Origin of the sequence: Halomonas sp. M20 (genome assembly GCF_020622265.1) — a bacterium.
Taxonomy (GTDB): Bacteria; Pseudomonadota; Gammaproteobacteria; order Pseudomonadales; family Halomonadaceae; genus Modicisalibacter.
In genome coordinates, this window is sequence record NZ_JACNMQ010000003.1 from 263,695 (window position 1) to 283,310 (window position 19,616).

Below are 19,616 nucleotides of genomic sequence, written 5' to 3' on the forward strand. Positions count from 1 at the left end.
GTAGGGTTATGTCTCAGGAAATGCTCATCGTCGATGGTCTGCAGTACTCCAGCTGGTCCCGGGAAATCTTCGAGCAGATGCACGAAGGCGGGGTCGATGCGGTGCACGCCACCCTAGTCTATCACGAGACCACGCGAGATACGCTGAGCCGGCTGGGTGAGTGGAACCGGCGCTTCGAGGCCAACAGCGATCTGATCATGCCGGTGCATGAGCCGGCGGATATCCAGCGCGCCCGAGAGGCCGGCAAGGTGGGCATCTTCCTGGGCGCTCAGAACTGCTCACCGATCGAGGACGACATCGATATGGTGGCGGTAATGCGTCGGCTGGGGCTTTTGATCATGCAGCTCACTTATAACAATCAGAGTCTCTTGGCCTGCGGTTGTTACGAGAGCAAAGACAGCGGTATTACCCGCTTCGGTCGTCAGGTGATCAAGGAGATGAACCGGGTCGGCATGGTCATCGACATGTCCCATAGCGCCGAGCGCTCGACCCTGGAGGCCATCGAGCTCTCCGAGCGGCCGGTGATCATTTCCCACGCCAACCCCAATGCCTGGCACCCGGCTAAACGCAACAAGTCGGACAAGGTGCTCAAGGCCATTGCCGAGTCTGAGGGAATCCTAGGCTTTTCGGCCTACCCTTTTCACCTCAAAGACGGTCCAGACTGCACCCTGGAAGCATATTGTGACATGATTGCGGCCACGGCTGACCTGATGGGGATCGAGCATATCGGTATCGGTACCGATCTTTGTCAAGGCCAGCCAACGTCGGTGCTGGAGTGGATGCGTAACGGTCGTTGGTCGAAGGAGATGGATTACGGCGAGGGAAGCCAGGCCAATGCCGGTTGGCCGCGCCCGCTATCCTGGTTCCGAGACAATCGCGACTTCCCCAATTTGATCGAAGGACTGCGTCAACGCGGGTTCGATGACGGGGAAATCGAACGCATCATGGGCCGCAATTGGATTGAGCTGCTCGAACGAGCCGCGACGCCAACGGCTGCCTGATCGTTTTCCGTTATGTTCCAAGCCCAACACCAACAGTTGACAATAAAGGGCCATTAATCATGAGCAATGACAGTGCAAAGAGCCACTCGTCATCACAAAGCAAGACCTCTCGCTGGGGCGACCCGGTCGTTCTCGGCGTCAGCATCGGGTTCATCGTGCTATTCGTGGCATTGTCACTCTATGACCTCGACATGGTAGCTAATGGTATCAGTGAAGGATTTGCCTGGACCGCCAAGACTCTGGGCACCTTCTTCCAGATGCTGCTGCTGCTGACCTTCTTCATCGCCATGGCGCTGACCGTATCTTCTGCCTCGGGCGCGCGTATCGGCAATCGCCATACGCCCGAGATGAGCAACTTCAAGTGGTTGTCGATCATCATGTGTACCCTGCTGGCAGGGGGCGGTGTATTTTTCGCCGCAGGTGAGCCAGTCTATCACTTCATCGTCACGCCGCCGGCCTTCGATACAGAACCGGGCACTGCGGAAGCGGTGTCGAACGCCTTGGCGCAATCCTTCATGCACTGGGGTTTTCTGGCTTGGGCAGTGTTGGGTTCGCTGACTGCCGTGGTACTGGCGCACCTTCACTACGTCAAGGGTCATCCATTGCGTCCCCGTACGCTTCTTTATCCGGTATTGGGTGAGAAGTTCATGAGCGGCTGGTTTGGCGGCTTGGTGGATGCGCTCTGTGTCATCGCCGTGGTGGCAGGCACCGTGGGACCGATAGGTTTCCTGGCGACCCAGGTGGCCTACGGCTTGCATGAACTGTTCAGCTTCTCCGAAGGTTTCGGCACTCAGCTCATCGTGCTGGTGGGTCTGGGCGTGGTGTACGTCACATCCGCTGTAAGCGGTATCGATCGCGGTATTCAACTGCTCAGTCGTTTCAACGTCTTTCTGGCCTTGGCCATTGCGGCGGCCATCTTCATCTTCGGCCCTACGCTGTTTCTGACCAATGCCTTCTTTCAGGGCTTCGGTGAATATCTGACCTCGTTCTTCACCATGGCCACCATGACCACGGAAACCGCCCCGGAATGGTGGATGCAGTGGTGGACGGTGTTCTTCTTCGCCTGGTTCATTGGCTATGGTCCGTTGATGGCGATCTTCGTGGCGCGTATCTCTCGCGGTCGTACCGTGCGTCAGATGATCCTCGCCGTGGCGGTCATGGCGCCTATCGCCACGACGGTCTGGTTCACCCTGCTAGGCGGATCAGGTATCTACTATCAGTTGAACGGCGCCATCGATCTTGCGGATGCCCTCAACAACTTCCAGTTCGATGTGGCGACCCTGACCGTGGCCCAGGCCTTGCCCGGTGGCACCTTCATGGCGTTGGCCATTCTGCTGCTGACCACCATCTTCGTGGCCACCACCGGCGACTCCATGAGCTATGCCATTGCCGTGGTGGGGTCTGGACATGACGATCCCAATGCATTCATCCGCGCCTTCTGGGGCATCGCCATGGCGGTAATGGCGGGCATCCTGCTGTATATGGGCTCGGGTCAGATAAGCGCCTTGCAACAATTCATCGTGATTACCGCGATTCCCGTATCCCTTGTATTGCTGCCATCGCTTTGGACAGGGCCTCAGGCGGCCTATGCCATGGCGCGAGAGCAAGGGCTACTGCCCAAGGAGAAGGAGCATGCACGATCTTGATAGCCAACCACGTGTCAGACCTCTTCTGCGTCCTGCCGAGCAGGTCATGGAATTGGAACGGCTGGGCAGTTTACACGCCAGCCGCCTGAGCTTCGTGCGCTCGCTGGTGCGCCAGATGGCGCGCCAGCGCTGGCAGGTGAGCTGTAGTCGTTTCGAGCTCGACGACAATGGTCATGGCACGGCTATCTATCGTGTGCAGACACCTCATGGGCGCTACCATGAGGTGATCTTCTCCCAACCCTTGAGTGACGAAGCCCGCTCCGACCGAGTCATCGCCGAGGCCTGGGATGTCACCTTCGGCCTGGTCGAGGGGGATGTCGACGAATCACTGCTCGAGCAGATGGCGGCCAACGTGCCGCTACAAGAAGCCGGCCGGCAGCACCCGCGGCTGCTGGTGCTGTCTCGAGCCAATCGCAGCCTGCGTAACTTCTCCCATTTTACTCAGGCACTGGCGGAAGGCCGTCAGCCGGATCCTGCTTGGTTGACCAAGGTGGGGTATCTTTACCGTACTACCGCCGTCTACGGTAACGGCAAGTTTGGCATTGCGGACTTCGCGCGCCTGCAAGACAGCCCGGACTTCAAACGACCGTTCTCAGCGCAAATGCTTGCAGTCTATCTGCTGCGCCACTTCTCCATTGCCCAGGTGGAACATATTGCCCGTGTCCGATCGCCGCAAGCCGCGGTGACCATGGACCCCGAGCTGCAACGTTATCTGGGAATAGGCAACTCCACGGGCCTGGGAATGGCGCCATTTCTGATCAACCACCCCAAGTTGATTCAGCAGTGGGTGCACTGCCGTGAGCAGGCGTTGGGTCTGGCCATCGATCAGCTCCCCAGCGAGGCGGACCGCCTGCGCCTGATTGAGCTCACACGCCGCGCCCTTACGCACCTCGAGCAGACGGTCACCGAGGATGTGGAGCAGGGTGAGCGCAATGCCGCTATCGTGGCGGCGCTACCGGAAGTAGTGACCTGGCTGGAGCAGGTGCCGCTGAGCCTGGATATGTGGCAGCAGCTAGTGGCCTGGGGGGAGCGCACGTTGCCTCTGGAGGCCCAGGAGCTTATCAATACGCTGTTGATCGAGCTTTATCCGCTCCAGGTCGATACGCTCGAGGACCATATGGGGGCCGATGAGCGTATGGAGCTGGTGCCGGACATGGCCTTGGTGCGGCTCAAGCAATTGATCGAAACCCATTACGATTGGGCACTTGCCGAGGACTACGATGCACTGGATGCCTGCTACTGGTTCTGGTATCGCTCCGCGGAGAAAGAGGAGCCGCGCCTTGGGGTGCGCTACACGGAGCCGGGACAGGAAAAAGAGATGCCCTTGGCCATGGCCCCCCGAGTACGCAAGGCCCACGAAGCGCTGAGTCGCTTTCTTGAGGATCACCCCCGGGCGCTAGTCGTGGAATTCCTGATGGCCAACCCGCGTCACAAGGAGATCGTTCGCCGTATCCAGGCAATGGCGGATACGCCCTACGGTGAGATTCGCGCCAATCTCTGGCACCGGGACATGAAGCCTATGCACCTGTTGCGCACCAAGCTCTCGTTCTTCGGCGCCAGCCGTTTCGACCCTAAATCCGATCGCTGGGTGCGCATCACCTTGTTCCAGGGCGCGCCCCTGGTCGAGGAATTGAACGCCGAGCCGGTGAGTCTGGCTGACTTCGACGACTGGAGCTTCCCCCTGGAGCCCAAATTCAACGATATGCCAATGACGAACGAGTTGGCTGTTCAACAGGGGTGATCGCAGATAACAACGAGACGACTGTGTGATGGTCGTGGGCCGATGGTGGGCCGATAGAGAGAAGGGCGAAGCATGAAAGTATCCTACAACGAGCTTCAGGGTCTATGCCGCAAGGCGTTCAGCGGCATGGAGTTCGAAGAGGGCGAGGCTGCGGACGCCGCGGATATGGTGGCCTGGATGCAGTGCCATGGCCTGGAGGGGCTCAATGCCCTGGGTCGCGGGCTGGATCATCTGTTGCAAGAAGACCCCAATCAGCTGACCAGCATTCTCTACAATGATGGCGATCTTGCCGTGCTCGACGGTCACGGCCAGAGCGTGCTGCGCAGTTCGAGCCTGGCGGTGGAACTGGGCTTCGCCAAGGCCCGGGCGCGGGGGCTTGCCATCATCAAGATCCGGCGCTGTCACAATCGCCAATTGATCATGGGCTATCTATCCCGGTTGGCGGGGCGAGGCATGAACGTTACCGCCTTCTGGCGCAACGCCCAGATGCCGTTGACCGAGCAGGTAGTGGGTTTCCGCGCCAATAGTACGGTACCGGAGATTCGCGTCTATGCCGTCCACGAAGTGCCAGAAGAGAATGAGCCCAACGATGGCATTACCCTGGTTCTGGCCAACCACGTCGATCTTCTGCCGGCAATGCGCTCGGACTATCACTACGAGGTATTGGCCCGCCAGGAGGAATCCGAGCTGCTGGCCTGCCGCGAGCGCGCCTTTGCCGAAGGCATCGATGTCGACGACGCGCTATGGCAGCGGCTCAAGACTCTGGCCTCGCGCATCCTGGTGGAGTCCAGCGATGCCTCACGCGGTGGCGCCGGGGCGGGAACCAACGATAACGATTGAATGGCCAGCTCGTGGCGCGCCTCACTCGGAGCGTGCCAGCCGAATCCCTTTCGCCTCGATGACGATCCGCCGCTGCTTGTAGAGCTTGCCAATGGCCTGCTTGAAGGCGCTCTTGCTGATGCCCAGCTGCGATTTGATGGTGGCCGGCGAGCTCTTGTCGCTCAGAGCCAGAAAGCCTTGATTCGCCTGCAACGCGTCTATTATCCGTTCCGCGGCCAGTTGCTGCTTTTCCGCCCCCGAAGGCAGTAGGGAAAGATCCAGCCGGCCGTCCTCGCGCACCCGGCGCACGTAGCCCTCCATGCGTTCACCGCGTTTCGGCGGGCGCGTCAATTCATCGTGATACAAGAGCCCCCAGAAACGCTGGTTGACCACTGCCTTGACGCCAAGGTCGGTTCGCTCGCCGATTACCAGGGCGACCTTGTCGCCGTTTTTCAGCCCTTCTGCTTGATCGATGATGAAATCCTCGAGTCGCATCGACGCCGCCGGTCGGCCTTGGTCGTCCTCGAAGATCATCACCAGCACCTGCTGACCGACCCGGGGGCGGCTGCGCTGCTCGCTGTAGGGCAGCAATAGGTCCTTGGGGCGCCCCCAGCCGAGAAAGGCACCAGCATCCTTGATCGCCACCACCTCGAGCAAGGCGACGTCACCGATGGTGGGTTGAAAGAAATGATCTCGAGGCATGGGCGGTTTTCCTTTCTGAGCATTCGGGCAAGGCTGTTCCGAGTGCAGGTTAGCAAGATGTCGACCTTGGGCGCGACGCTTAGCGTTCCGCTCGCGTCATGGTCCTCTTGCGTGCCAGGGCCTGCGCTATGCTGCGAACGTAGCTCCCATTCAACCGCAAGGGTAGTGCCATGACCCTGTTCGACAACAAGAATACCTACCTCAACGCCGTTGCCAAGGATGCGTCGCTGGTGAACCCGGTGAGCGACACCACCCACCGCCGGGCACGCGCCTATCGGCTGGCCCGGGTCAGGGAAGAGCTGGCGCGTGACGACTGCGCGGCGGTGCTGCTCTACGATCCGGTGAATATCCGCTACGCCACCGATGCCTCCAACATGCAGGTCTGGACCGCCCACAACGCCGCGCGTTATGCCCTGGTTTTCGCGGACGGCCCGGTCATTCTCTGGGAGTTTCATAACTGCGCGCATCTGTGCGCTCATCTAGAAACCATTGACGAAGTACGCTCGGCGATCAACTGGGCCTATTTCGGCGCCGGCCCGCGGGTGGCGGAAAAGGCCCGGGAGTGGGCCGCGGAGATTGCTTCGCTGCTGCAGGAGTATGGTGGCGGCAACCGACGCCTGGCGGTAGACCGCATGGAGCCGGAAGGCGTGCATTGCCTCGCGGCCCTAGGCGTGACGCTGCGCCAAGGGCAGCCACTGCTGGAGCAGGCACGTTCGGTCAAGTCCAGTGAGGAGCTCGAACTGATTCGCTGGACGATGACGGTGTGCGATCACGCCATCGAGCGCATGCGCCACGAGCTGCGCCCGGGCATGACCGAGCAACAGCTATGGGCCCACCTGCACTACGAAAACATCCGCCATGGCGGCGAGTGGATCGAAACGCGACTGTTGGCCTCGGGGCCGCGCACCAATCCATGGATGCAGGAGTGCAGTTCGCGCATCATGCAGGAAGGCGAGATCGTCGCCTTCGATACGGATATGATCGGCCCCTACGGCTACTGCGCGGACGTCTCCCGGGCTTGGATCGTCGGTCATGGCGCGCCGAGTGCCGAGCAGCGGCGTTTGTATGGCATCGCCCACGAGCAGGTACACTACAACATGGCGCTGCTGCGGGTCGGCATGACCTTCAGGGAGTTCAGCGCCAGGGCCTGGGCCATTCCCGAGGCGTTCTACGCCAATCGCTACTGCTGCGTGGCCCACGGCATCGGCATGGCGGACGAGTATCCGGCCATCGCCCATGCCGGTGACGACTGGATCCGTGCCGGCTACGACGGCGTGTTCGAGGCAGGCATGACCGTCTGCCTGGAAAGCTATATCGGCGCCGTCAGTGGCAGGGAAGGCATCAAACTGGAGCAACCGGTGCTGCTCACCGAGGCGGGCTGTGTACCCTTGACGAACGCTCCCTGGGAGGAGGAGTGGCTATGCTGAAACGATTCGTCTGAACCGACTGCCATATCGGAAATACAACAATACGGGAGGACACTGCCTATGGACGAACGCTGCCCACCCCCCTGAAACTGTTTTAGAAGGCTATTTTGGAATACGGCTGGCCGATGGAGCGATGAGTTAGTCATGAGCGAAGTCGACGCGTGCAGGCAAATTTTTCAAAAGAATGCTCACAAAGACTCAATCTTGAGCTTTACTTAGGAAAAACGCGTGTTGAAGAATAAATAACTCGCTGAAGTTTTATTAGATACGGCATAATAAGTAATATTAAAAAATTATAATGCCTCTTGGTAAGCATATCAGTACGTAGTACTGATATAGGGAGTGGGTCATGGGAGGTTCCGATAGCTCGGCTGGGGAAACTCAGTCTCGAGAGTGGGCGTGGCCGTCCCCCGCGCAGGGAAACGCCAGTTTCGAGCACCTTTCGATCTTGGCTAGCGATATCTTCGACGCATCTTCGGTGTTACTGGTGCTGGAAGATGCGGATCGCCTCTGGGTGAGTCCCGGGTCGGACTTGAAACTGACGGCTTGCATCAGCACTCTGCTGTGCCGGCTCGTTATCGATGGCAATGCGCCAAGACTCATCGAAGATACTCTCGATCCGCCTGTATCCGAAGAGGATTTTCCTCTCGATCAAATCCCGCAGGTTCGCTTCCTTGCAGGTTACCCGCTCTATCTGCAGGGCTCTCGCCCGGTAGGCGCACTATGTCTTCTGGATGATACTCCTCGCAAATTCGATGATCGTGCCTGGCGTCTATTGCGTGGTCTGACGCAGCAAGCGGAAGAGCTTTTGCGGCTACACGCCCAGTGTCGGCAAAAAGCACAGGAGCAGGCCCGCAGTCGCAAGCTTTCGTCACTTTATTACAATGTGTTCGACAGTTGTCGTGAACCCATCTATGTGCGCAATCGCAGTGGCAGTTTTCTGGCGGCCAATCGCGCAAGTTATGCTTTGATGGATGAAAAAACAGAGAATCTTCCCGAGCAGGTGCGTTTGAGTGATTACTTTCCAAAGGAGGTAGTGGAACGGCTCGAACAAGGGGAGCGCGAAGTCATCGAACATCATGAGTCACGCAGCGTGCTGTTGCCACCTATCAAGAACTGTCAGTTCGAGATCACCATTTCACCGTTGATCGATGAGCTAGGCGACGTGCGTGGCGTGGTATCCGTGGCTCACGATATTACCGAGGAACATCGTCAGGCCCTACTGCTCAAGGTGCTGCATCAGGGCATCACCGATTATCAGGCGCTGATGTCCGGTGAACGACTATGGGATTTTCTACTTCAGGCACTGCGTAAGCTGACCTTGAGCGATTATGGCCTGATTGGGGAGGTGATCGATCAACAGGGCACTCCGTCCTTGAGGATTCATGCGATCACTGACCTCATCTGGGATGAAGAGTCGCGTCAGCTGATGCAGGGGCTGCGCAGTGGCGACGTGCTGCTGTCCAATCCAGAGAGCCTGCTGGGGCGCGTATTCGCTCAAGGCGAAACGGTCATGTCCGACGATCTCTACAGCCGGCCCAAACAGGGCGGCTTTCCTCCGAACAATCCGCGCTTGCACAACTATCTGGGCGTACCCATCTATGATGGTGAGACGTTGATCGGCATGTACGGCATTGCCAATGGTCACCAAGGCTACGATGAGGCGCTGCTGGAGCGATTGAAACCCTTCACGGCGACCTGTGCGCTATTGATCAATCTTTACCGCCAGTTCGCCGAACGCGAACAGGTAATGCAGGAGCTGGCCTACGCCCGGGACGAGGCCGAGCGAGCCAGTCAGGCCAAAAGTGAGTTTCTTTCCGGCATGAGTCATGAGTTTCGTACGCCCTTGAATGCCATTCTGGGGTTCGCGCAACTGCTCTTGAACAGTCGTCGATCGCCCTTGGATGAGCGTCAACGGCGACAGGTGGCCCACGTTGAAAAAAGCGGTCATCATCTGCTGAATTTGATTAACGAAGTGCTCGATCTATCGCAGATCGAAGCAGGACGACTTCAGCTTTCTCTCGAGGCCGTTTCGCTACAGGTGGTGATTCAGGACGTTGTCGAAACGCTCTCGGCGGCTGCTTACCAAGGTGACGTCACGATCAAGTTTGACGAATGCACCGAGGATTTAAGGGTGCGCGCCGATTACACTCGCCTCAAGCAAGTGCTGCTCAATCTGCTTTCCAACGCCATCAAGTACAACTCACGCCCGGGACATGTGCATATCCACTGTCGCCCTCGCCAGGAGACTCTGCGCGTGATCGTCAGTGATACGGGGCCGGGAATTCCCAAGGATCGCCATGCCGAACTCTTCCAGCCGTTCAGTCGTCTGGGCGCGGAACACGGCGCCATTGAAGGCACCGGTATCGGTCTTTCCCTGACCAAGAAGTTGGTCGAGCGCATGGCCGGCACCATTGGCGTCGAGAGTGTAAAAGGCCGGGGTAGCCAGTTCTGGTTCGAATTGCCGTTGGCCTTGGAAAGCAAAACCGTCTCGGGCATATCCCGGGGCTCGAAACGCACGGCTTTACACTCCCATGCACAGCGTCGTTGGCAAGTACTGCATATCGAGGACAATCCGGCCAATCAGCGCCTCATGGAGGATATCTTCATCGATTACCCTATGCTCGAGTTGCACGGCGCTGCGAGCGCCGAGGCAGGTATGGAATTGTTGAAAAATCAGCCCATCGATCTGATTTTGATGGACATCCACCTACCCGGTATCGACGGTTATCAAGCCTTGAACCGGCTGCGCCAGGAGTCGCGCTTTACCGACCTGCCGATCATCGGGTTGTCGGCCGATGCCATGCAGCGCGATGCCTACCGTGACACCGCTACCGAATTCACGGACTTCTTGACCAAGCCTCTCGATATCACAGCGCTGATCGATGCGATATCGAAGACGCTGCCAGAAAGTGTGGCACGGTCATGAAACTATCCAGCTGCGAGAAAGAACTCGTTGGTAAACACGTGCTGATCGTGGACGATCAGCCGGTTAACGTGGAACTGCTGGAAACGCTGCTCGAAGACTACGGATTCGAGAACATAGAAGGATTGAGCGATCCACGCAAGGTGCTCAAGTACTGCCAGCAGCGGCCCCCCGATCTGATTTTACTGGATATTCGGATGCCGTATCTGGATGGTTTTCAGGTGCTCGAGCAACTCGATGCGCAGTTTGACGAGTGGATGCCGGCGGTCATCGTACTCACGGCACAGATCGACGATCAGACGCGTCAGCGAGCCTTGAGCATGGGAGTTCGGGACTTCTTGAGCAAGCCCTTGAAACATGATGAGGTCATTCAGCGACTGAACAATGTGTTGTCGGTGCAACATCGTTACCAGCTGCGCGATCGCGAGGCGGACGCTCTCGAGCTGATGGTGGCCGAACGTACCCGGCAGCTAGAGCATCAGTCGCACTCCGACCCCATTACCGGCCTACCCAATCGACGCGCATTGCTGCAACATCTCGACAATTTTGTACGATCGGGGCGTTCGATCGGGCTGTTGTTCATCGCGTTGGATAGCCTGGACGACATCATTCGTCTCCATGGTTACAGCGCTAGCGAGGCGCTGCTATGGAAGCTAGGGAAAACGCTGCAACACCATCTCGAGGAGGAACACTATCTTGGTTTGTGGGCTGGCGGCGAGTTGCTAATCGTCTGGGCGGATGCGCCAGATGATCTGGTCTTGAAGCAACTGGCTCAAAAGATACATGCCCTAGTGCATACGGACCATCGGATTGGCGAACTGCTGTTGCCGCTCAAGGCGCGTATCGGGTTTCATCATGGCGTTGGCGGAGAGCCGGAGCGTCTAGTGCAGATGGCGGTACTGGCGCTGCCGCGCCAGGGCAAATCACCGATACAACGCTATACCCGACAACTCGAGGCCGCGCAGCAAAAACAGCTCAGCATACAGCAGGCGTTGCATGGGGCGGTATCCCGAGGCGAGTTTTCGCTCAGCTATCAGCCCAAGGTATCCCTGACAAGCGGCTGCACCCAGGGGGTCGAGGTCCTGTTGCGTTGGTATCATCCCTACTTGGGGTGGGTGTCGCCGGAGGAGTTCATTCCTCTAGCCGAGGCCTCGGGCGATATCCTTGGCATAGGTGAATGGGCCCTGGAAGAAGCCATCGTTCAGGCAGCGAGCTGGTATACCCAAGACTTGCTCGAGAATGACTTCGATGTGGCCATCAATGTATCCGTGCGGCAACTGGTGCAGGACGGTTTCGCCGACCATCTGCTGACGTTGCTAGCCGATCAAGGTTTGCCCCATGAACACCTTTCCCTGGAGATCACTGAATCCGATCTTATGGTGGATGTGGAAACCGCTCGGGTTCAGTTACTGAGGTTGTCCCAATCCGGCGTACGTGTCGCCATCGATGATTTCGGTACCGGTTACTCGTCTCTAGTGTATCTGAAGTCGTTGCCGGTATCGGTACTCAAGATCGATCGTGCCTTCGTAGAAGGTCTGGTAGTAAACACCGACGATCAACGATTGGTAAGCATGATCCTGAGCCTTGCTCATGGTAGTGGCTGTCTGGTCGTGGCGGAGGGCATCGAGACCGAAGAGCAGGCTGCCTTGCTGGCGAAAATGGGCTGTGATCAGGGTCAGGGCTATTTCTACCTGCCGCCACGAAACGCCGATGAACTGGTGGCCTGGTGTCGTACTCGAAAGCCTGCTCGCAAACACCTGGGGAGTGCATTCAAGTAGCTGAAAATAGGGTTTTTCTAGAAGGATATTTGCAGGTGCAATGAGTGCATTTACGCTAGTCATTTGCCCTTTGAGCGGCCGCTGTCGATAGTCGAGGTGAGGCTAACACAACAACTCAAGGAGCATGTCATGCAGTTGCCATCACTCATCGAGATTCCCAACGGTGACAAGGTCACCCCCACCTTCTCCGATCAGGAAATGAAGTCGCGTCTGGACCGGCTGAGACGCCACATGGCGGAGAACGATATCGATGCGGCGGTTTTTACCTCCTATCATAACATCAACTACTTCAGCGATTTCGTTTACTGCAAGTTCGGTCGGGACTACGGCCTGGTCGTGACCCAGGACAAGTTCACCACGGTTACCGCCAACATCGACGGTGGACAGCCATATCGGCGTAATCGGTTGGGCGACAACATCGTCTACACCGACTGGCAGAAGGATAATTTCTTCAAGGCCATCAAGCAGCTATGTGGAAACAGCAAGCGTGTCGGCGTTGAGTACGATCACCTGACCCTGCAAAACCAGCAGAAGCTCAAGGATTCATTGGGAGGCGTCGAGTTCGTCGATATCGGCGTACCTACCATGAAGATGCGCATGCTCAAGTCCGCTGAGGAGATCGAGCTGATCCGCAATGGCGCCCAAGTGGCAGACGTGGGCGGCGAAGCGATACGCGACGCGATCAAGGCCGGCGTACCTGAATATGAAGTTGCCCTGGCGGGCACCCAGGCCATGGTGCGTGAAATCGCCAAGCGCTTTCCCCATGGCGAGCTGATGGATACCTGGGTATGGTTCCAGTCCGGTATCAATACCGACGGCGCCCATAACCCGGTGACCAGCCGCAAGGTGCAGCCCGGCGACATCCTGAGCCTGAACACTTTCCCAATGATTGCCGGTTACTACACGGCGCTCGAGCGTACTTTGTTCTGCGAGCACGCCTCCGACGAGCATCTACGCCTATGGGAAGTCAACTGCAAGGTTCACGAGCGCGGCCAGGAACTGATCAAGCCGGGCGTGCGCTGCAGCGACATCGCCCACGAGCTCAACGAGATCTTCGCCGAACACGACCTGCTCAAGTACCGCACCTTCGGCTATGGCCACTCCTTCGGTACATTGAGTCACTATTATGGCCGTGAAGCCGGTCTTGAGTTGCGCGAAGACGTCGACACGGTCCTCGAGCCCAACATGGTCGTGTCCATGGAGCCGATGATCATGATTCCCGAAGGCCAGCCCGGCGCCGGTGGCTATCGTGAACACGACATCCTGGTAATCCACGAGGACAAGACCGAGAACATCACCGGCTTCCCCTATGGGCCGGAACACAACATCATCAAGTAAACAAAATGAAAAGGGGAGCCAGGCTCCCCTTTTTTGTGTGCTCCATTAAAAAAACAACCGGAGCGTTTTCGCAACTAGTGCGAAAACCCGTATGGAGAAGTGACAATGTCGAATAACAGCACAGAGCAGAATGCCTCTGCCGGGAACTCCCAGTCTCCCGGGAGCGTGGAGGTTCCTCGATTCACGGGCAAGGATCTTCCACCCGTTGGCCGATTATTTATCCAGTTTGCACCGCCGATAGCGATCATTGCCCTTATTGCGACGGTGCTAATCAATCCTGACGGTGTGGCCGCAGTCATTTTCGATATGCGTAGCTTTGTCACCGGCGGGTTTACCTGGATGTTCATCCTGTATTCGCTTTTTGCCGTGGCAGTGTGCGCCTGGCTTGTGTTCAGCAAGGTTGGTGGAAGGGTTCGATTGGGTGGGCCGGATGCGAAATCCGAACACAGCAATTTTGCCTGGTACTCGATGCTGTTTGCCTGCGGGCAGGGCATCGGGCTGATTTTCTGGTCGGTGGCAGAACCGATCATGCTTCGTGATGAAAGTCCTGTCATCCAGGCGACGGCAGGCAACGTCGCTGAGGGTGGCCTTGTCTGGGCTTATTTTCATTGGGGTTTCACCGCCTGGGCCATGTATTGCGTCGTGGCGGTGTGTCTTGCCTATTCGCATCACAATCTGGGCAAGACCCTGACTTTTCGCGAGGCTACGGTGGATATTCTGCCAAAGTGGGCCCAGGGCGGCGCCGGCGTGGTGGTAGAGTTGCTGGCCATCATGGCCACGATACTTGGCTTGGCTACGTCCTTCGGGTTCGCGGCACTGCAGTTCAGCTCCGGAATCACCTCCTTCACCGGGATTGCGTCGTCGCCTGCGGTTTGGTTGATTGTTATCCTTGGATTGGCAGTTCTCACCGCAGTCTCGGCTTTCTTCGGTATCAGCAAGGGCATGCGCGTAATCAGTGAGACCAACTCCATCCTCAGTGTCGTTCTGGTCATTGCTGTTTTTGTGTTTGGCCCGACGCTATTTATCATTTCCAACGTCACTCAGACCTTTGGCTCCTTCTTTACTAATTTCGTGGCCATGAGCTTCTGGACGGACGCGCCGAGTACCGCGGAGCCACTGACATCCTGGCAGGACAGCTGGAATGGCTGGTGGACCGTGTTCATCTGGTGCTGGGTCATTGCATTTTCACCCTTCGTGGCGGGTTTCATCGCACGTATTTCCCGAGGTCGTACCATCCGTGAATTCGTGATTGGGGTGACCGTCGTTCCTTCCCTGATCGTCATGGTATGGATTGGGGTTCTCGGATCGGCTGCTATTTTCTATGACGATCAGACCGGGCGTGGGATCTCGACAGCGGTGGGCGAGAACGTCTCCAGCGGACTGTTCGTGATGCTGGAATCAATACCCATCGTCGGTAGCCTCCTGCTCGTAGTCTCGACCGTGTTGGTGGCGACGTACTATGTCACATCGCTGGATGCCGGTACCTACGCACTATCAGACTTCGTATCTTCACCGAAAAAGTCAGGGGCGTGGTTCCGAGTGGTTCTGGTAGCCAGTATTGCCGCAGTCGCGTCACTATTGCTGACCGTAGGCGGAAGCGCTGTGGTCGATACGGTGCAGACCGGTACCATCATTGGGGCGTTCCCCTTCTCCATTGTCATCATGCTCATGATCGCCAACATGATCAGGCGGCTCTTGAAAAGAGATCGGTCGACCAGGCAGCTGGAAAGGGCGGTCAACGACCCGAATCCCAACGTCAAGTTGCACGTGGATGACAACGGTGAAGTGCAGTCAACGCCGGATATGGCAAATCCAGATGGTTTAGCTTCTCGGTGATGGTATGAAGCCAATGGGTATCGAGGTTAGTTGAAATGAAAAATATCAAGATTGAAAACATGGACTGGGTGTCCTACAAGGGCAAGACCGAGAAAGGACAGTGCAGAATCATCCTGCCGATCGGTGCGATCGAGCAGCATGGTCCTCACATGTCCCTTAACCCGGACGTGCTGATCCCCAGTTATATTGCAGAACAAGTGGCACAAAGAGGTGACAACATGCTGGTGGCGCCGGCCATCAGCTATGGCTACAAGTCTCAGGTGAAATCCGGTGGTGGCAACTTCTTTCCGGGCACTACCTGCGTCTCGGGAAGCTCTCTAGAACAGTACGTCTATGACGTACTGCTGGCCTATGTGAATCATGGCAACCGTGAGTTCGTCCTGATCAACGGCCACTTCGAGAACTCCATGTTCCTGTGCGAGGCAGCAGACAAGCTGGTCAAGCACTGCGAGCTGCGCAACCTTGAAGTGAAGGTCTACCTGCTTTCCTACTGGGATTTCATCAGCGAAAAAACCATCGCCAAGGTGTTTCCCGATGGGTTTACCGGCTGGGCCGTCGAGCATGGGGGTATTCTGGAAACTTCCATCATGCTCGAGCTTCATCCGGAGCTTGTGGATATGGATAAGGCGGTGCATGTCGAGCCTGCCACGTTTCCCCCCTATGATGTGTTCCCGGCCGATCCGAGCTGGGTGGCCGAAAGTGGCACACTCTCTTCTCCTGTAGATGCCACTTCAGAAAAAGGGCGCTGGATACTAGATGAGTGCATCGAGGGAATTTCAGGGCAGCTGAAATGAAGGTCAGGTAACTTCCGTTAACAGGGCATCGTCAATCACAGGGTCTCGTATCGGCTCTTCTCCAGATTGGCGATGCCTGCACGAATAAAGTCCAGGGCGCGGTGTGCGGCGGCACTCAAACGTTCGTTCTCGTAGTAGACGCCGATGCAGACATTGCCCAGTTTCGGCAGATTTGCGGTGTGCTCGATACTTTTCAACTGACTGGGAATGGTCGAGTGCGCCATGACGGTAACGCCGAGTCCTGCCTCTACCGCAGAAAGTAGCCCTAACAGACTCGGGCTGGTGTACACCATTCTGTGCGGCTTTTCATGGGCGACTAGCACTTCTTCGGTAATTCCCCGATAGACGCACCCTTGAGGGTATGTAATCAAGGGAATGCTTTCCTGAGGCGATAGCTTGTAGTCGTGGGCCATGACCCACTCCAGAGGCTCGATGCGATAGTCGCGTCGGTCACGATGCTCGTCACCGTTGACCCGCTCCATCAATAGCACGATATCGTAGAAATGCTTCTGATAGCGCTGCTGAATGGCCTTGCTGATGTCGCAATCCACCTCCACGGAAACGTTGGGGTGGCTCTTGGTGAAACTTCTGAGCACCTTAGGCAGGAAGGCCAGTTCGAAGTCGTTGGGGATACCGAGGCGCACCTTACCCGAAACGCCTTCGCCTTTGATCTTATGGATGATCTCGTCGTTGATTTCGAGCATCTTCTTGGCCGACTCGTACAGATATTCGCCATCGGCGGTGAGCGTCAGGCTAGTACCGCGCAGGAAAAGCCGCGTATCGAGTGTTTCTTCGAGTTTCTTGACCTGCAGGCTGATGGCGGGCTGTGAGCGCCCCAGCAGTTCTCCCGCGCTAGTGAATCCGCCCAAGTCCTTGATGGTAACAAAGGTTCTCAAGAGATCCGTCGGTATGTTCTTCATTATTGTTCCCCCCTATTGGCATACATGATGCCGGGATTAGCCATACAAATTGGTCACCCCTGACTCGCTGCAATAACGTCAATTGTTATAACGGTATTCGCTGCGCTTGTTTAACCCCCGCAGCAGCAACAATCCTATTTTAACAAGCTCAATAACAAGAGGATGCGATCATGGATTCCTGGGTATTGTCCACCTTCCTGGTGCTGACCATCTACATGTTAGTGCATGCCGGTGCCGCCTACGTGCGCCGTGAGTTCAAGCGCAAGCAACAAGAACAAAAGGGGAGGTAATCATCATGGATGGCTATCAAATATTCAACTGGGGTCTCTTGCTGATCACCTTCGGGCTGATGATCTATCTGGGCTTTCTATCCTCGCGCATGATGAAAAAAGACGACGAGGGTGGCTTCTTGCTGGCAGGACGATCTCTCGGCGCTTTCGTGGGTGCCGGTACCATTGTGGCCACCGGCTTCAGCGGCTGGGGATTCGTGGGTTCTCCCGGAGCCACCTATCAGTTCGGCGCAGTCGAGGTGCTGGGCAATTTCTTTTTTGCGCCGGCGATGATGATTGCGGTGCTCTATTTCGCCAGTTTCCTGCAAGCCAAGGCGGTGGATATGGGCAGCAATACCATTCCCGAGTACATCGCCCAGATTCACGGCGGCGGCACCTTGGGTCGCGCGGTACAAGGCCTGGCGGCGGTCATCACCATCATACTGCTGTTGGTGTTTCTGACCAGTCAGATCAAGGCGGTGGCATTGCTTGGCGCCAACTGGCTGGATATCGAAATGACCAACAGTGCGCTCTTGATGGTCGGCGTCATCATCATCTATACCATGCTGGGCGGGCTTGCCGCCGTTGCCTGGACGGATACAGTGATGGTCTGCGGCATGGCAGTCGCTGCGGTATTGATCGTCGTTCAGATATTGACCAGCGTGAACCTGGGCGAGTGGGAAAGCGCGCTCAACGCCATCGATCCGGAACTCTTGAATCCCACCACCGGCGCCCACTATGGCGATAGCCCGGCAGCCATATTCCTGGTGCTGCCCTATGCGTTCCTGTTCGCAGCGGTATTACCCTTCATGGCGGTGCGCTTTCTGGCCTTCAAGCCGGACGTCAAGCTGCACAAGATGGGGGTTTACGTGGCGTTTTTCGGTGCATTGTTGAGCCTTGTGCCGATCGTAGGGCTTTATGTGCGCATGAAGGTGCCCGGCCTGGAAGATCCAGACAATGCCATGCCGGTTTATCTGGCGGAGTTCATGCCGCCGGCCCTGGAAGGCTTGATTACGCTGTTCATTCTGTTCGCCATGAAGTCTACCGCTAACTCGCTGTTGCACACCGTGGCCTCCGCGACCTCCCACGATCTGCGTCTGGCGCTATTCGGCAATTTCTTCCATCGCGCGTCTCTGGTGCTATGGATCAACCGCTTTGCGGTGGTCATCCTGGGCGTCGTGGCGCTGTTGATGATGCTCTATGCGCCGCCCTTCATGCTCTCCTGGCTAGGCATCCTGGGCACCGGTACGTTGCTGGCCAGTTTGATCGGCCCGGTGTTCATCTCGACTTTCTGGCAGGGCTCCGCCTGGGGCGCGATCGTTGCCATGCTGGCGGGCTTCATTACCAGCGGCTACATGATGCTGTTCGCCGATGTCGGCTGGCTGATGGGGCCTCTTACTGGCTGCGTCGTTTCCTCGATCTGCTACGTAGGCGTATCCTTGGTCACTAAGCGTACGGCATATCAGAAAGCAGCGGCCTAAAGTCGCCATGTCATCCCCGGGGCTCTTTGGGCCCCGGGGATGCTCGTTAACGGGGGCATCGGAATTTTTACGCCATTTACTCTTTCGTCCATTTTATTTGAAACTCGATCTCCTCTTCGTTTTTCTCCCGTTCATGCTCGATGCTGTAGGTCGCTCGTACAGGTACATAGATCCTTTCACCGGCAATACTGATTTCAAACTGCTGCCCCTTTTCGAGGCAGTCCGCAAGACGGCGCAGCTTCGCGATGAAGTCGGCGGTGGGGTAACTTTTCTCGATATCTCTATCTGTCTTGTCGTTCATGATCTCTTCTTGTTGTTTGGCAATTGCCTGTTTTGTAGCAGTAGAGTGGCGAGCTCGCTCAACTGGTCGACGACGAGATCTGCGTCCTCAGTGAAGCGATGATTATCACCATAGCGATACAGACAGCTCAAAGCACCGGCAGCCCTGGCAGTTTGCAGGTCAAAAAGAAAGTCGCCCACGTAGATGAGCTGTGATGCGCTAGCGTTGAAATGAGCGGCAATCTTGTTCAACCCATCCGGGTTGGGCTTGGGTGCGCAGTCTTCCCGGGTCAGGGTCAGATCGATGGGGATTTCCAGGTTGCGCTTGGCAAGCTCCATGGCCTGACGGGTATTGCGGGTGAGAATCGCGGTATAAAGACCAACGCCATGGAGTGTATCGAGCAGTTGTTGAGCACCGGGCATCCAGGTAGCGGCTGATGCCCCGGCCATTTCATGACGGTGGATGACCTGGTGAGCATGTTGAACCTGGTTGTTATCTTCCAGCGTGGCGATGTGCTCGAGCAAGCCGACATCTTCGGGAAAACCAAGCTCTCGACGAATGGCAGGAAAATCCAGGCGTGAATCAATCAGGGTGCCGTCCAAGTCGAAGGCGACGACGGTTAAGTTCGCAAGGTCCAGCACCGGGCGGCTCCTATGGC

The 19,616-nt window shown here is 57.1% G+C and carries 15 protein-coding genes; 11 read left to right on the forward strand and 4 right to left on the reverse strand.

The window, feature by feature from the left end; genetic code table 11:
* Positions 1-8: 8 nt before the first annotated feature.
* The 4 genes from H7850_RS10130 (at position 9) to H7850_RS10145 (ending at position 5,228) form a co-directional block, all read left to right on the forward strand.
* The gene (locus tag H7850_RS10130; protein ID WP_227369409.1) at positions 9-1,001 is read left to right on the forward strand and encodes a dipeptidase; all 993 of its coding nucleotides are present in this window, start codon (positions 9-11) and stop codon (positions 999-1,001) included.
* A 59-nt stretch (positions 1,002-1,060) separates the two neighbouring features.
* Positions 1,061-2,647, forward strand: coding sequence for a BCCT family transporter (locus tag H7850_RS10135; protein WP_227369410.1), 1,587 nt, complete (start codon positions 1,061-1,063; stop codon positions 2,645-2,647).
* Positions 2,634-4,388, forward strand: coding sequence for a hypothetical protein (locus tag H7850_RS10140; RefSeq protein ID WP_227369411.1), 1,755 nt, complete (start codon positions 2,634-2,636; stop codon positions 4,386-4,388). Before H7850_RS10135 ends, H7850_RS10140 begins: the two co-directional genes overlap by 14 nt.
* A 72-nt stretch (positions 4,389-4,460) precedes the next feature.
* Entirely contained in the window at positions 4,461-5,228 is a 768-nt protein-coding gene (locus H7850_RS10145; protein ID WP_227369412.1) for a DUF3726 domain-containing protein, read from the forward strand.
* 21 nt (positions 5,229-5,249) lie between these two features.
* On the opposite strand, the gene H7850_RS10150 is transcribed toward H7850_RS10145, so the two are convergent.
* Positions 5,250-5,909, reverse strand: coding sequence for a S1 RNA-binding domain-containing protein (locus tag H7850_RS10150; RefSeq protein WP_227369413.1), 660 nt, complete (start codon positions 5,907-5,909; stop codon positions 5,250-5,252).
* Positions 5,910-6,079: 170 nt separating this feature from the next.
* Here H7850_RS10150 and H7850_RS10155 point away from each other — a divergent pair, with 170 nt between their 5' ends.
* From H7850_RS10155 to H7850_RS10180, 6 genes are all read left to right on the forward strand, one after another.
* Positions 6,080-7,336, forward strand: coding sequence for a M24 family metallopeptidase (locus tag H7850_RS10155; protein ID WP_227369414.1), 1,257 nt, complete (start codon positions 6,080-6,082; stop codon positions 7,334-7,336).
* Positions 7,337-7,685: 349 nt separating this feature from the next.
* Positions 7,686-10,265 (forward strand): ATP-binding protein, encoded by a 2,580-nt coding sequence (locus H7850_RS10160; RefSeq protein WP_227369415.1) that lies wholly within the window; start codon positions 7,686-7,688, stop codon positions 10,263-10,265.
* Positions 10,262-12,040 (forward strand): EAL domain-containing protein, encoded by a 1,779-nt coding sequence (locus tag H7850_RS10165; protein ID WP_227369416.1) that lies wholly within the window; start codon positions 10,262-10,264, stop codon positions 12,038-12,040. Before H7850_RS10160 ends, H7850_RS10165 begins: the two co-directional genes overlap by 4 nt.
* Positions 12,041-12,169: 129 nt before the next feature.
* On the forward strand, positions 12,170-13,378 hold the full coding sequence (locus tag H7850_RS10170; protein ID WP_227369417.1) for a M24 family metallopeptidase: 1,209 nt from the start codon (positions 12,170-12,172) through the stop codon (positions 13,376-13,378).
* Between the two features lie 105 nt (positions 13,379-13,483).
* The gene (locus H7850_RS10175) at positions 13,484-15,214 is read left to right on the forward strand and encodes a BCCT family transporter (protein ID WP_227369418.1); all 1,731 of its coding nucleotides are present in this window, start codon (positions 13,484-13,486) and stop codon (positions 15,212-15,214) included.
* A 35-nt stretch (positions 15,215-15,249) separates the two neighbouring features.
* The gene (locus tag H7850_RS10180; protein WP_227369419.1) at positions 15,250-16,008 is read left to right on the forward strand and encodes a creatininase; all 759 of its coding nucleotides are present in this window, start codon (positions 15,250-15,252) and stop codon (positions 16,006-16,008) included.
* 35 nt (positions 16,009-16,043) lie between these two features.
* Here the strand turns inward: H7850_RS10180 and H7850_RS10185 are convergent, their stop codons facing one another.
* Positions 16,044-16,928 (reverse strand): LysR family transcriptional regulator, encoded by an 885-nt coding sequence (locus tag H7850_RS10185; protein WP_227369420.1) that lies wholly within the window; start codon positions 16,926-16,928, stop codon positions 16,044-16,046.
* A 295-nt stretch (positions 16,929-17,223) separates the two neighbouring features.
* On the opposite strand from H7850_RS10185, the gene H7850_RS10190 reads away from it, so the two are divergent.
* Positions 17,224-18,678 carry a sodium:solute symporter family protein gene (locus tag H7850_RS10190; protein ID WP_227369421.1) on the forward strand — a complete coding sequence of 485 codons (1,455 nt, stop codon included), beginning with the start codon at positions 17,224-17,226 and terminating at the stop codon, positions 18,676-18,678.
* Between the two features lie 76 nt (positions 18,679-18,754).
* Here H7850_RS10190 and H7850_RS10195 read toward each other — a convergent pair whose 3' ends face one another.
* Together H7850_RS10195 and H7850_RS10200 are read right to left on the reverse strand one after the other, a co-directional pair.
* Complete coding sequence (locus tag H7850_RS10195; protein ID WP_227369422.1) at positions 18,755-18,979, reverse strand: amphi-Trp domain-containing protein; 225 nt, start codon at positions 18,977-18,979, stop codon at positions 18,755-18,757.
* Positions 18,976-19,599, reverse strand: a complete 624-nt coding sequence (locus tag H7850_RS10200; RefSeq protein WP_227369423.1) for an HAD family hydrolase — start codon at positions 19,597-19,599, stop codon at positions 18,976-18,978. The genes H7850_RS10195 and H7850_RS10200 overlap by 4 nt, the downstream gene beginning before the upstream one ends.
* Between the last annotated feature and the right edge of the window lie 17 nt (positions 19,600-19,616).